At 56.9% G+C, this 12,671-nt stretch carries 12 protein-coding genes and 1 tRNA gene; 5 read left to right on the forward strand and 8 right to left on the reverse strand.

Features of this window, described 5'->3' with window-relative positions:
• Nucleotides 1-62 precede the first annotated feature (62 nt).
• The 6 genes from MFP24_RS13415 to rlmE all read right to left on the reverse strand — a co-directional run bounded on the left by MFP24_RS13415 (nt 63) and on the right by rlmE (nt 5,697).
• Nucleotides 63-149 (reverse strand) — tRNA-Leu (locus MFP24_RS13415).
• Between the two features lie 61 nt (nt 150-210).
• A complete protein-coding gene (gene secG / locus MFP24_RS13420; protein WP_249230786.1) occupies nt 211-552 on the reverse strand; it encodes a preprotein translocase subunit SecG in 342 nt (113 codons plus the stop codon).
• 237 nt (nt 553-789) lie between these two features.
• Nucleotides 790-2,127, reverse strand: coding sequence for a phosphoglucosamine mutase (gene glmM, locus MFP24_RS13425; protein WP_249230787.1), 1,338 nt, complete (start codon nt 2,125-2,127; stop codon nt 790-792).
• 8 nt (nt 2,128-2,135) lie between these two features.
• Complete coding sequence (folP, locus tag MFP24_RS13430) at nt 2,136-2,969, reverse strand: dihydropteroate synthase (RefSeq protein ID WP_249230788.1); 834 nt, start codon at nt 2,967-2,969, stop codon at nt 2,136-2,138.
• 116 nt (nt 2,970-3,085) lie between these two features.
• The gene (gene ftsH / locus MFP24_RS13435; protein ID WP_249230789.1) at nt 3,086-5,020 is read right to left on the reverse strand and encodes an ATP-dependent zinc metalloprotease FtsH; all 1,935 of its coding nucleotides are present in this window, start codon (nt 5,018-5,020) and stop codon (nt 3,086-3,088) included.
• Nucleotides 5,021-5,067: 47 nt separating this feature from the next.
• Complete coding sequence (gene rlmE / locus MFP24_RS13440) at nt 5,068-5,697, reverse strand: 23S rRNA (uridine(2552)-2'-O)-methyltransferase RlmE (RefSeq protein WP_249230790.1); 630 nt, start codon at nt 5,695-5,697, stop codon at nt 5,068-5,070.
• Between the two features lie 143 nt (nt 5,698-5,840).
• Between rlmE and yhbY the strand changes: the two genes are divergently transcribed.
• Nucleotides 5,841-6,134: a ribosome assembly RNA-binding protein YhbY gene (yhbY, locus tag MFP24_RS13445; RefSeq protein ID WP_249230791.1), complete on the forward strand. Its 294-nt coding sequence runs from the start codon at nt 5,841-5,843 to the stop codon at nt 6,132-6,134.
• A gap of 128 nt (nt 6,135-6,262) precedes the next feature.
• Here yhbY and greA read toward each other — a convergent pair whose 3' ends face one another.
• Nucleotides 6,263-6,739: a transcription elongation factor GreA gene (gene greA / locus MFP24_RS13450; RefSeq protein ID WP_249230792.1), complete on the reverse strand. Its 477-nt coding sequence runs from the start codon at nt 6,737-6,739 to the stop codon at nt 6,263-6,265.
• A gap of 323 nt (nt 6,740-7,062) precedes the next feature.
• Here greA and dacB point away from each other — a divergent pair, with 323 nt between their 5' ends.
• Nucleotides 7,063-8,496: a serine-type D-Ala-D-Ala carboxypeptidase gene (gene dacB, locus MFP24_RS13455; protein WP_249230793.1), complete on the forward strand. Its 1,434-nt coding sequence runs from the start codon at nt 7,063-7,065 to the stop codon at nt 8,494-8,496.
• Between the two features lie 59 nt (nt 8,497-8,555).
• Here the strand turns inward: dacB and MFP24_RS13460 are convergent, their stop codons facing one another.
• Nucleotides 8,556-10,055 carry an NCS1 family nucleobase:cation symporter-1 gene (locus MFP24_RS13460; protein WP_249230794.1) on the reverse strand — a complete coding sequence of 500 codons (1,500 nt, stop codon included), beginning with the start codon at nt 10,053-10,055 and terminating at the stop codon, nt 8,556-8,558.
• Between the two features lie 145 nt (nt 10,056-10,200).
• On the opposite strand from MFP24_RS13460, the gene MFP24_RS13465 reads away from it, so the two are divergent.
• Genes MFP24_RS13465 through puuE form a run of 3 tightly spaced genes read left to right on the forward strand, consistent with a single transcriptional unit; the run spans nt 10,201 to nt 12,626 of the window.
• Nucleotides 10,201-10,917 (forward strand): GntR family transcriptional regulator, encoded by a 717-nt coding sequence (locus MFP24_RS13465; protein ID WP_249230795.1) that lies wholly within the window; start codon nt 10,201-10,203, stop codon nt 10,915-10,917.
• Nucleotide 10,918: 1 nt separating this feature from the next.
• Entirely contained in the window at nt 10,919-11,674 is a 756-nt protein-coding gene (gene hpxA, locus MFP24_RS13470) for an allantoin racemase (protein WP_249230796.1), read from the forward strand.
• Nucleotides 11,667-12,626 (forward strand): allantoinase PuuE, encoded by a 960-nt coding sequence (puuE, locus tag MFP24_RS13475; protein WP_249230797.1) that lies wholly within the window; start codon nt 11,667-11,669, stop codon nt 12,624-12,626. The genes hpxA and puuE overlap by 8 nt, the downstream gene beginning before the upstream one ends.
• Nucleotides 12,627-12,671 lie beyond the last annotated feature (45 nt).

Here is a 12,671-nt window from a genome sequence, read left to right on the forward strand (position 1 = left end):
GAGTAAATCCGTGGGGTTGAGATAAAAAAATAGACGTCCATCGACGTCTATTGATTCTGTATTGGTACCGAGGACGGGACTTGAACCCGTAAGCCCAATCGGGCACTACCACCTCAAGGTAGCGTGTCTACCAATTCCACCACCTCGGCATCACAATAACTACTATGCAACAGCAATGACCGGCACTGCTGTCAAAACTTTTTACAACGATTACCTTGGAATATCGCTTGCAGGTGCCGAAGGCGCGGCAGGCGTGGTGCTCTGCTCCGCTTTCTCAGGCTGGCTCAGGTTATCCCATGCCCCGCCGCCTCGGTTACTACTCTGCAGCGAACTCATGTTACCCAGCACCAGACTGATAATGAAGAACAGCGTCGCCAATACCGCCGTCATGCGAGTCATGAAATTCCCGGAGCCGCTCGAACCGAACAAAGTGGCAGAAGCACCTGCTCCGAACGAGGCTCCCATATCAGCACCTTTACCTTGCTGCAGCATAATCAAGGCAACCAGCCCGATCGCTATCAACAGGAAAATCACTAAAAGAGCTTCGTACATAGTTGTACCTGTAACCGTTTTCCCCATCATTGATGGAGATTTTAAATTCTTGCGGCAACGCCGCGTGTAGTCCGCCGGGTCGAATGAATGCTCATCCCTTGCCAAGCGGGTCTGAATACTAACCAAAGGCTGTAGCGTACGCAAGGGTAATTTAGCCGCCGTTTACTGATTGAAGAAAAAAAGAGCGGCTTTCGCCATCCTCGCGCCGCCGGCGACGCTGAGCGGGTTTAACCGCCGTTAATCCACCGCTTTTACCGCGTCGGCGATGCGATTAGCCAGCTCAATCACCGTCGCCTCATTCTCGCCTTCGACCATAACGCGAATAAGCGGCTCGGTGCCTGATTTTCTCAGTAATACCCGCCCCCGTCCGGTCAGCTCCTGCTCCACTTCCTGGGTGATCTGTTGCACCCTTTTGTCCTCGAGCGGATCATTCTCACCCGAGAAACGGACGTTAACCAGAATTTGCGGGAATAGCTTCATGCCGCTGCACAAGTCATGCAGGCTCATATGGTTTCTGACTATCGCCGTAAGCACTTGCAAACCGGCGATAATGCCGTCGCCCGTGGTGGTTTTATCCAGCAGGATGACATGGCCGGAGTTTTCGGCGCCGATACGCCAGCCTTTCGCCTGCATGGTTTCCAATACATAGCGATCGCCGACTTTGGCGCGCGCAAACGGAATGCCCAACTGCTTCAATGCCAGCTCCAGGCCCATATTGCTCATCAGGGTTCCGACCGCGCCGCCGCGCAGCTGGCCCTGGCGTAAACCTTCGCGGGCGATGATATACAGGATCTGATCGCCATCGACTTTGTTGCCCAGGTGGTCGACCATGATTAGCCGGTCGCCGTCGCCGTCAAACGCCAGCCCGACATCGGCTTTTTCGGCCACCACGCGCGCCTGTAGCTGCCTGACGTCGGTCGCGCCGCACGCTTCATTGATGTTCATGCCGTCCGGCTCGCAGCCAATGGAAATCACGTTGGCGCCCAGTTCGCGCAATACGCTGGGAGCGATGTGATAGGTGGCGCCGTTCGCGCAGTCGACCACGATTTTCAGGCCGTTCAGGTTCAGCTCGCTGGGGAAGGTTCCCTTGCAGAACTCGATATAGCGCCCGGCGGCGTCGACAATACGGTTTGCCTTGCCCAGCTCCGCCGATTCCACGCACGTCAGCGGTTTTTCCAATTCGGCTTCAATCGCCTCTTCCACCTCATCGGGCAATTTGGTGCCGTCGATAGAGAAGAATTTAATACCGTTATCATAGTAAGGGTTGTGCGACGCGGAAATAACGATGCCGGCTTCCGCTCTGAAGGTGCGCGTCAGATACGCGACGGCCGGCGTCGGCATCGGACCGGTAAAAGAGGCGGACAACCCCGCCGCGGCCAGCCCGGCTTCTAACGCGGACTCCAGCATATAACCGGAAATGCGGGTGTCTTTGCCGATGATGATTTTACGCGAACCGTGTCGCGCCAGAACCTTGCCCGCGGCCCAACCCAGCTTCAGCACAAAATCGGGGGTTATCGGGCTGTCGCCCACCTTTCCCCGCACGCCGTCAGTGCCAAAATATTTACGGTTACTCATAATAGTTTTTATTCCTTCGCTGAAAGAGTGGCTTCCACAATGCGCATGGCGTCTACCGTTTCTTTTACGTCATGGACGCGAATAATTTGCGCGCCTTGCATCGCCGCGATCACCGCACAGGCCACGCTGCCCTGAACCCGCTGCGCGGGAGGGACCTTGAGCAGTTGTCCGATCATCGATTTTCTCGACATTCCGACCAGCAGGGGCAATCCGAAACGGTGTAATTCGCCCAGGCGTGCAAGAAGCTGGTAATTATGCGCCAGATTTTTACCAAATCCGAACCCGGGATCCAGCAAGAGACGACTTTTCGGAATATTACCGCTCACGCAGCGATCGATCTGCCGCTGTAAAAACGCCCCCACTTCCGCCATCAGGTCATCGTAGTGCGGGTTGTGCTGCATGGTTTTTGGCAATCCCTGCATATGCATCAGGCAAACCGGCAGCCCGGTCGCGGCGGCGGCGACCAAAGCCCCCGGCTCCTGCAGCGAGCGAATGTCGTTAATCAAGTGAGCGCCCGCTTGCGCCGCAGCCGTGATGACCTCTGGCTTGGAGGTATCGACGGAAATCCATACGTCAAAACGCCGGGCCAACGCCTCAACGACCGGGATCACGCGCTCCAGCTCCTCTTCCGTGCCGACGTCATCCGCCCCCGGGCGGGTTGACTCCCCGCCGATATCAATCAGCGTGGCGCCGGCGGCGATCATCTCCTGGGCATGAAACAGCGCCGCATCCAGCGTGTTATGTTTGCCGCCGTCGGAAAATGAATCGGGAGTGACGTTGAGAATGCCCATCACGTGGGGACAAGAAAGATCCAGGGTCGACCCTCTGGCGATCAGTTGCATGATTTTTCCCTCAAAATCGTTGCTCTCTCCTAAAACCTGTCCCGCCTATTCAGTAAAAAACCCCGGACAAGTCCGGGGTTTTACAGGAATAACAGCGGGCAATACTAAACACCGGCTTATTTTTGCTCGGACATGGTGCCACCCGGATTCGGCGTGTGGGGCTCATCAACCGGCGTCGGCGCCTTGGGCGAACCGCCATTACCTGAATTGCTATCTGACTTCTGTTCTTCCCAGCCCGCCGGCGGACGAACATCTTTACGCGACATCAAATCGTCAATCTGCGGCGCATCAATGGTTTCATACTTCATCAACGCATCTTTCATTGAATGCAGGATGTCCATGTTCGCCATCAGCAGCTCGCGCGCACGCTGGTAGTTGCGCTCAATCAGCGATTTCACTTCCTGATCGATGATACGCGCCGTTTCGTCGGACATATGTTTGGCCTTGGCGACGGAACGGCCCAGGAACACCTCGCCATCCTCTTCCGCATACAGCAGCGGACCGAGTTTTTCCGAGAAGCCCCACTGCGTAACCATGTTGCGCGCAATGGAGGTGGCGACCTTGATGTCATTCGACGCCCCGGTAGACACTTTTTCCACGCCGTAGATAATCTCTTCCGCCAGACGGCCGCCGTACAGGGTGGAAATCTGGCTTTCCAGCTTCTGACGGCTGGCGCTGATGGCATCCCCTTCCGGCAGGAAGAACGTCACGCCCAGCGCGCGGCCGCGCGGGATAATGGTCACTTTATGCACCGGATCGTGTTCCGGCACCAGGCGACCGATAATCGCATGGCCCGCTTCGTGATAGGCGGTGGACTCTTTCTGCTGTTCCGTCATCACCATGGAGCGGCGTTCCGCCCCCATCATGATCTTGTCTTTGGCTTTTTCAAACTCGACCATCGACACCACGCGCTTGTTGCCGCGCGCGGCGAACAGCGCCGCTTCGTTGACCAGGTTGGCCAAATCGGCGCCGGAGAAGCCCGGCGTACCGCGGGCGATAACCGATGCATCAATATCCGGGGAGAGCGGCACCCGGCGCATATGCACTTTCAGGATCTGCTCGCGGCCGCGCACATCCGGCAGCCCCACCACCACCTGGCGGTCAAAACGGCCGGGACGCAGCAATGCGGGGTCAAGCACGTCGGGACGGTTGGTGGCGGCGATCACGATAATGCCTTCATTGCCTTCAAAACCATCCATCTCAACCAGCATCTGGTTCAGGGTTTGTTCACGTTCGTCGTGTCCGCCGCCCAAACCGGCGCCGCGCTGACGGCCCACCGCATCGATTTCATCGATAAAGATGATACAGGGAGCGGCTTTCTTCGCCTGCTCAAACATGTCGCGCACGCGGGACGCGCCCACGCCGACAAACATTTCGACGAAGTCCGAACCGGAGATGGTGAAAAAGGGCACTTTCGCTTCGCCGGCAATCGCCTTGGCCAGCAGGGTTTTACCGGTCCCCGGCGGCCCGACCATCAGAATACCTTTCGGTATCTTGCCGCCCAGCTTCTGGAAACGGCTGGGTTCACGCAGATATTCGACCAGTTCGCTGACTTCTTCTTTCGCTTCGTCACAGCCGGCTACGTCGGCAAAGGTGGTTTTGATCTGATCTTCCGTCAGCATCCGCGCTTTGCTCTTGCCAAAGGACATGGCGCCTTTACCGCCGCCGCCCTGCATTTGACGCATAAAGAAGATCCAGACGCCGATCAGCAACAGCATCGGGAACCAGGAAATAAAGATTGAAGCCAGCAAGCTCGGCTCTTCCGGCGGCTCGCCAACCACTTTCACATTCTTCGTTAGCAGGTTATCCAGCAGCTTGGGATCGTTGACAGGAATATAAGTCGTGTATCGGTTGCTATCTTTTTTGATAACACTGATCTCACGCCCGTTAATACGTGCTTCGCGGACCTGATCCTGATTCACTTCAGTCAAGAAGGTTGAATAATCCACCCTACGGCCATTCGACTCGCTGGGCCCAAAGCTCTGGAAAACGGACATCAGCACAACTGCGATGACCAACCAGAGAATCAGGTTTTTCGCCATGTCACTCAAGGGATTAACCTCATATTACAACTGTGTTAAAAAACAGCGTTAGGGTACTACAGTTTGCGCCCTGTCGCTACGATATACACTTCACGCGACCTGGCACGCGAAGCGTCTGGCTTACGAATCTTGACCTTCGTAAACAGGGAGCGAATTTCCCGCAGGTATTCGTCAAAACCTTCTCCCTGAAACACTTTAACCAGAAAACTACCACCTGGCGCTAAGACATCCCGACACATATCAAGTGCTAACTCAACCAGATACATCGACTTCGGAATATCAACTGCTGGTGTACCGCTCATGTTCGGCGCCATGTCAGACATCACAACCTGAACCTTGTCGTCCCCCACCCTGTCAAGAAGGGCTTTAAGGACGACTTCATCACGAAAATCCCCTTGCAGGAAATCGACACCAACAATAGGATCCATCGGCAAAATATCACAGGCGATAATACGCCCCTTACCGCCAATCTGCGTCACCACATACTGCGACCAGCCGCCCGGGGCGGCGCCCAAATCAACCACCGTCATGCCGGGTTTAAACAGTTTGTCGCTCTGCTGTATTTCATCAAGTTTAAACCAAGCGCGGGAGCGGAGCCCCTTTTTCTGCGCCTGTAGCACATATTTATCGCTAAAGTGTTCCTGCAACCAGCGACTGGAGCTTGCAGAACGCTTTTTATTAGCCATCTATTTTCCAACTATTCTCTGTAAAGCGCTATCCGGTGAGCGGAAACGTCTCGCATACAGCCAATCCGTACGCCAAATTGGTTATAATGATGAGATGGCGGTAGAATGAACCGTTTTCAATCCCAACCTAAGCAAAAAAGACAATGAACCTAAGCAATAAACAAAAACAGCACCTAAAAGGTCTGGCCCATCCGTTAAAACCGGTCGTCATGCTGGGCAATAACGGCCTCACCGAAGGTGTTCTGGCTGAGATCGAACAAGCATTGGAACATCATGAACTGATCAAAGTGAAAGTCGCGTGTGAAGACCGCGAAACCAAGACTTTGATTGTTGACGCCATTATCCGCGAAACCGGAGCCGGTAACGTTCAGGTCATCGGCCACACGCTGGTGCTGTATCGTCCGGCGAAAGAACGTAAAATTGTGTTGCCACGATAACACTTTTTATTTCAGGATACGCAGTTTTAACGGAAAGGTGCCATGCCTGTCCGTTAGAGAAAAGGCCGCAAGCGGCCTTTTTCCTTTCTTTACAAACTTTGCTGTTTTAATCAGCAAAACAGCAACCTTTACAGATAGTCGACGCTGATGATTTCATACTCCACGTCACCGCCCGGCGTCTGGATCACCACAACGTCATCCGGCTCTTTACCGATAAGCCCGCGGGCGATGGGCGAGTTCACCGAAATCAGATTTTGCTTAAAATCAGCCTCGTCATCGCCAACGATGCGGTAAGTTTGTTCTTCTTCGGTATCCAGATTGATAACCTTGACGGTGGCGCCGAAAATGACGCGTCCGGTGGCGGACATTTTCGTCACGTCAATCACCTGCGCATTGGAAAGCTTGGCTTCAATATCGCGGATACGCCCTTCGCAAAAGCCCTGCTGTTCGCGCGCGGCGTGGTATTCGGCGTTTTCTTTCAGGTCGCCGTGCTCGCGGGCTTCAGCAATCGCGGTAATAATTTCAGGCCGGCGCACGCTCTTTAAAAAATCCAGCTCTTCGCGTAATTTTTCGGCGCCGCGCAACGTCATCGGAAATTGTTTCATAATTGTCTATACCTCTAAAAAAATCCGTACGACTCAAATAATCGTCATCCTGACGCGTTAATAATCAAATACGACGGAGTTCTACTCTATCTTTCAAACCGCCCGAACCTTGGCTTGCGGCGGCTTGAACTCTATGGGATGTACATGCCGGCGTTTGCGGCAATTAAACAAAAGTAACCAGCCCCGGAACAAATTTTCCAGGCCAGCTACGATTTTGCATTTTGATACGTATTTTAACCCAGAGTTCCATGGGGGTCATCGTTTACTTTAGACCTTATTGCGCCGTAGTATGACCACACGTTACCCTGTTGTTAGCTGAGATTATGCGTTTTTCATCGATTATTTCCGGACTTGCCTGCGCTTTTGTTCTGCATGCCAATGCAGCGACGGTTGAAGAACATACCCAGTATTTACCCGATGGCGCCAATCTGGCGCTGCTGGTGCAAAAGGTTGGCGCCACCACGCCGACAATGGCCTTTAACAGTCAACAGATGGCGCTGCCCGCCAGCACGCAAAAGGTACTGACCGCGCTGGCCGCACTCCTTCAGCTGGGTCCAGATTATCGTTTTATCACCACGATGGAAAGCCATGGTCCGGTGACGAGCGGCGTACTACGCGGCAATCTGATCGTGCGCTTCAGCGGCGACCCTACCCTGAAGCGCCAGCAAATACGCAATATGGTGCAGGAATTGAAAAAGCGCGGCGTGCGGGAAATCGCCGGGGATATCATGATCGACACCTCGGTTTTCGCCAGCCACGACAAGGCGCCCGGCTGGCCCTGGAACGATATGACGCAATGCTTCAGCGCCCCGCCGTCAGCGGCGATCGTCGACCGCAACTGTTTTTCCATTTCGCTCTACAGCGCGCCCAACGCCGGCGACAACGCGTTTATCCGCGTCGCGTCCTATTATCCGGTACAGATGATCAGCGAGGTCCGTACGCTGACCAAGGGCTCTCCCGACGCGCAATACTGCGAGCTGGACGTGATCCCCGGCGAGCTGAACCGCTTTACGCTCACCGGCTGCCTGCCGCAACGCGCCGAACCGCTGCCGCTGGCCTTTGCCATTCAGGACGGCGCCAGCTATGCCGGAGCGATCGTCAAAGACGAACTGTTGCAGGCCGATATCAAAATCTCCGGCAGCCTGCGCCGTCAGACGCAGCCCGGCCCCGCCGGCGGCGTGCTGGCGCAAACCCAGTCCGCGCCGCTGCGCGACCTGCTGACCGTGATGCTGAAGAAGTCCGACAATATGATCGCCGATACCGTTTTCCGCACCATCGGCCATGAACGCTTCAAGGTTCCCGGCACCTGGCGCGCCGGCGCCGATGCCGTCCGCCAGGTGTTGCGCCAGAAGGCCGGCGTCGATTTGGGCAACAGCATCGTTGTCGACGGCTCCGGCCTGTCCCGCCATAACCTGATATCGCCGGCGACCATGATGCAGGCGTTGCAGTATATCGCCCAGCACGACGGCGAACTCAATTATATTGAGATGTTGCCCCTCGCCGGGTACGACGGCACCTTACGCTATCGGGGCGGGCTGCATGAAGCAGGCGTCAACGGCAAGGTTTCCGCCAAAACCGGCGCGCTGCAAGGGGTTTATAATCTGGCCGGATTTATCACCACCGCCAGCGGCCAGCGCATGGCCTTCGTACAGTTTCTGTCCGGCTATGCCGTTCCCCCGGAAGATCAGCGTTCGCGCCGCGTTCCGCTGGTGCGTTTTGAAAGCCGCTTATACAAAGACATTTATCAGAACAACTGAATCGCAGCGCGAGTTTGATGGCCTCGCCCGCCATCAAACTCCGCCCGCCCGAATACCTGTCACTCTTTCTGCATCGCTATCGTCCGGCGGCGATAGCGCCCGGCGACCGCGCCCACCCGCTCGTCACGGGCAATCCAGCGGTAGCATCCCGCCGACAGCGCCGCGCCGATAAACCAGCTGAAGTTCGCCACCGCGTGCAGCGACGGAATAAAGCTGATGACCAGGCAAATCGCCACCGACGGCAACAGCGCCGAGATGGCCTTCGGATTGAAGCCCCCGCGATACCAGTAGCGGCCCTGCGGCGTGGCGTTGAACAGGTCGTCCACCGACACCCGGCCGCGTTTGATCAGATAAAAGTCCGCCAGCAGGATGCCGAACAGCGGGCCGATAAAAGATCCGAGCACATCCAGCGTGTAGTGGATCAGTTCGGGAGAATTAAACAGGTTCCACGGCGTCAACAGTACCGATCCCACCGCGGCAATCATGCCGCCGGTGCGGAAGCTGATGTTCTGCGGCGAACAGTTGGAAAAGTCAAAGGCGGGAGAAACGAAGTTCGCCACGATATTGATGCCGACGGTGGCGATAATCATGGTCAGCAGCCCGATCGCCACCGCCAGATCGCTGCCGACGTGGCTGACGGTTTCAATCGGATCGGTAATCATCTTGCCGAACAGCGATTGGGTGCCGGAAACAATCACCACCGTCACGATGGAGAACAGCAGGAAATTAAACGGCAGCCCCCAGCGGTTGCCGCGACGGATTTCCCCCATATTTTTGCCATAACGGGCGAAATCGCCAAAGTTCAGCAGCGGCCCGGAGAAGTAAGACACCACCAGCGCGGTCGCCGTCAGCATCTGGAACGCCTGTTCGCCGCCGCTCAGCTGTTTGCTGCTCAGCGTAAAGGAGATGCCGTCAAAACCGGTCTGGTATACAATCCAGCCGGCCAGCGCCAGCATCACCACATATACCGCCGGCCCGGCGATATCAATAAAGCGCTTGATGGCGCTCATGCCGTGCCAGAACACCATCGCCTGCAATAACCACATAATACCGAAGCACAGCCAGCCAAGCTGAGACAGCCCGAGCCAGGATACCTGGGTCATGGGCGTCAGCGCCGGCCAGAATTTCAGCGCCACCAGCATCAGCGCGTTAGCGGCCAGATAGGTTTGGATGCCGTACCAGGCAAAGGCGATCAATCCGCGGATCACCGCGGGAATATTGGCGCCAAAGACGCCGAAGGCCTGACGGCAAATGACCGCATAGGGCACGCCCGCCATCTGGCTGGGTTTGGCCACCAGATTGGCGCACAGCTGCACGATACAAATTCCCAGCAGCAAACACAGCAATACCTGCCAGCTGGCCAGTCCGAGAGTGAAAAAGCTGGCCGCCACCACGTACCCGCCCATACTGTGTACGTCGGACATCCAGAAAGAAAAGATGTTGTACCAGTTCCAGTTCTGATTACGCGTCGGGGCGAGATCGTCATTACACAGCCGCGGGCTGTAGTTTGCGTTGGCTTCGGATGCCGACGCCGCATCGATAGGTTGACTATTTGGCATGAAACCTGCTCCTCTGAATTTAACAAAGCAACCCTGTACACAATTCAGGTATTGCAGGATCCAGGCCAAATTAATCTTTTTGTATACAAAAACTATTTTTAATGTATACGATTTACAAATGCAGCGGCGTTTACCGGAGTAGGTAATGAAGAGTGAAATCGGTCTGAAAACGGCCTCCGACTTGAATGATAAAGACGAACCCATCTATCAGGCGTTGATGGCCGCCATCGTGGAACATCAGTTGCCGCCGGGCAGCAAGCTGCCGGAAGAGGCGCTTTCCGAGGTGTTCGGCGTGAGCCGTACCGGCATCCGTAAAGTGCTGCAACGCCTCGCGGCAGTGCAAATGATCACCCTGACGCCCAAACGTGGTGCGCAGGTCGCCACGCCCGGCGTGGAAGAGGCGCGGGATATTTTCCACACCCGGTCGCTGATTGAATGCGCCAATCTCCCGGCGGTTATCGCCCACTGCCAGTCAACGCATCTGGTGGCGCTGGAGAAGCTGAACCGGCAGGAACAGCAGGCGCATCACGACCTCGACGGCCCGGCGGCCATCCGCCTCTCCGCCGCCTTTCATATTCAGCTGCAGGCGATTTCCGGCAACCAGGTGCTGACGGAAATGGTCACCCGGCTGAGCCAGCGCTCTTCGCTGGTGGTCGCCGCCTATGGCGCTCCCTGGCAACAGGGCTGCCGCTGCGACGATCACGATCGGCTGATCGTTCTGTTGCGGGAAAAGGCGCTACAGCCGCTGACCGAGGCGCTGCGACACCACTTTGAACATATCCTCGCCACGCTGCATTTTGAGCGCAGCGGCGAAACGCTGCCGGATTTCGGCCGCCTGTTCGCCAATCTACGGGATCGTTAGCATGGAAAAACACCTTATCCAGGTCATCAACCCCAATACCAGCCTGCCGATGACCGAAACCATCGCCCGCGCGGCGCGGGCGGCCGCATCGCCGAACAGCGAGATCGTCGCGGTGTCGCCTGCCCAGGGCGTGCCCTCGATTGAAAGCCACTTTGACGAGGCCGTCGCCGCGGTCGGCGTGCTGGAACAGATCAAAGCCGGACGGGCGCAGGGCGTCAGCGGTCACGTTATCGCCTGCTTTGGCGATCCCGGTCTGCTTGCGGCGCGGGAACTGGCTCAGGGGCCGGTGGTCGGCATTGCGGAAGCGGCGATGCATATGGCCACGCTGGTCGCCACCCGCTTTTCCATCGTCACGACGCTGCCGCGTACCTTGATCATCGCCCGCCACCTGCTCAGGCAATATGGCTTCGAACACCACTGCGCGGCGCTGCACGCCATCGATCTGCCGGTGCTGGCGCTGGAAGACGGCAGCGGTTATGCACAGCAGAAAGTGCGCGAATATTGTATACAGGCAAAACGGCAGGACGGCAGCGGCGCCATTGTACTGGGCTGCGGCGGCATGGCCGATCTGGCGCGCGAACTGACGCACGAACTGCGTATGCCGGTGATTGACGGCGTAGGCGCCGCGGTGAAGATGGTCGAGTCGCTGCTGGCGCTGGGGTTGTCCACCAGTAAACACGGCGATTTGGCGTCGCCGCGCCGTAAAACGCTGACCGGCGCCTTTAGCTCTCTGAATCAGGACGATAATCATGAATAACCAGACGGCAGCGGAAACCTACGATTTTAACCGCGACTACCCGCGCGACCTGCGCGGCTATGCGGGCCAACCGCCCCATGCCGCCTGGCCGGGAGGCGCACGCATCGCCGTGCAGTTCGTGCTGAACTACGAAGAGGGCGCGGAGAATCACGTATTACACGGCGACGCCGGTTCCGAACAGTTTCTTTCCGATATCATCGGCGCCGCCAGCTACCCGGATCGCCATATGTCGATGGACTCGCTGTACGAATACGGTTCCCGCGCCGGCTTCTGGCGCATTCATAACGAATTCGTCAGGCGCGGTTTACCGCTGACGGTGTTCGGCGTCGCCATGGCGCTGGCGCGCCATCCGGAAATTGTGGCGGCGATAAAAACGGCCGGCTACGACGTGGTCAGCCACGGCTGGCGCTGGATCCACTATCAGGGCATGGATGAGGAAACCGAGCGCCGGCATATGCAAAAAGCGATAGATATCTTTGTCGACCTGTTCGGCCGCGCGCCGACCGGCTGGTATACCGGCCGCGACAGCCCCAACACCCGCAGGCTGGTGGTCGAACAGGGCGGCTTCAGCTATGACAGCGACTACTACGGCGACGACCTGCCCTTCTGGACCCGCGTTGCCTGCCGGGACGGCGGTCGCAAACCGCATCTGATTATTCCCTATACGCTGGAAACCAACGATATGCGTTTCGCCACGCCGCAGGGATTCAACACCGCGGAGCAGTTTTATACCTATCTGAAAGACAGTTTCGACGTGCTGTATGAAGAGGGGGAAAGCGTACCGAAAATGATGTCGGTCGGCATGCACTGCCGGCTATTGGGGCGCCCGGGACGTTTTCGCGCCCTGCAGCGTTTTCTGGATTATATCCAGCGGCATGAAAAGGTGTGGATCTGCACCCGTCAGGAGATCGCCGATCACTGGATCGCGCATCACCCCGCGCCCAAAAGCTGAGAGCGGGACCGACAAGGGCGTTTATTCCTGCGGCAAGGAATAAAC

It is taken from the genome of Brenneria tiliae (assembly GCF_023347575.1).
GTDB lineage: Bacteria > Pseudomonadota > Gammaproteobacteria > Enterobacterales > Enterobacteriaceae > Brenneria > Brenneria corticis.

What these genes read in the sequence shown, in the direction of transcription:
- secG (WP_249230786.1), bottom strand. Translation starts at nt 552, where the DNA reads ATGTACGAAGCTCTTTTAGTGATTTTCCTGTTGATAGCGATCGGGCTG.
- glmM (WP_249230787.1), bottom strand. Translation starts at nt 2,127, where the DNA reads ATGAGTAACCGTAAATATTTTGGCACTGACGGCGTGCGGGGAAAGGTG.
- folP (WP_249230788.1), bottom strand. Translation starts at nt 2,969, where the DNA reads ATGCAACTGATCGCCAGAGGGTCGACCCTGGATCTTTCTTGTCCCCAC.
- rlmE (WP_249230790.1), bottom strand. Translation starts at nt 5,697, where the DNA reads ATGGCTAATAAAAAGCGTTCTGCAAGCTCCAGTCGCTGGTTGCAGGAA.
- yhbY (WP_249230791.1), top strand. Translation starts at nt 5,841, where the DNA reads ATGAACCTAAGCAATAAACAAAAACAGCACCTAAAAGGTCTGGCCCAT.
- greA (WP_249230792.1), bottom strand. Translation starts at nt 6,739, where the DNA reads ATGAAACAATTTCCGATGACGTTGCGCGGCGCCGAAAAATTACGCGAA.
- dacB (WP_249230793.1), top strand. Translation starts at nt 7,063, where the DNA reads ATGCGTTTTTCATCGATTATTTCCGGACTTGCCTGCGCTTTTGTTCTG.
- MFP24_RS13460 (WP_249230794.1), bottom strand. Translation starts at nt 10,055, where the DNA reads ATGCCAAATAGTCAACCTATCGATGCGGCGTCGGCATCCGAAGCCAAC.
- MFP24_RS13465 (WP_249230795.1), top strand. Translation starts at nt 10,201, where the DNA reads ATGAAGAGTGAAATCGGTCTGAAAACGGCCTCCGACTTGAATGATAAA.
- hpxA (WP_249230796.1), top strand. Translation starts at nt 10,919, where the DNA reads ATGGAAAAACACCTTATCCAGGTCATCAACCCCAATACCAGCCTGCCG.
- puuE (WP_249230797.1), top strand. Translation starts at nt 11,667, where the DNA reads ATGAATAACCAGACGGCAGCGGAAACCTACGATTTTAACCGCGACTAC.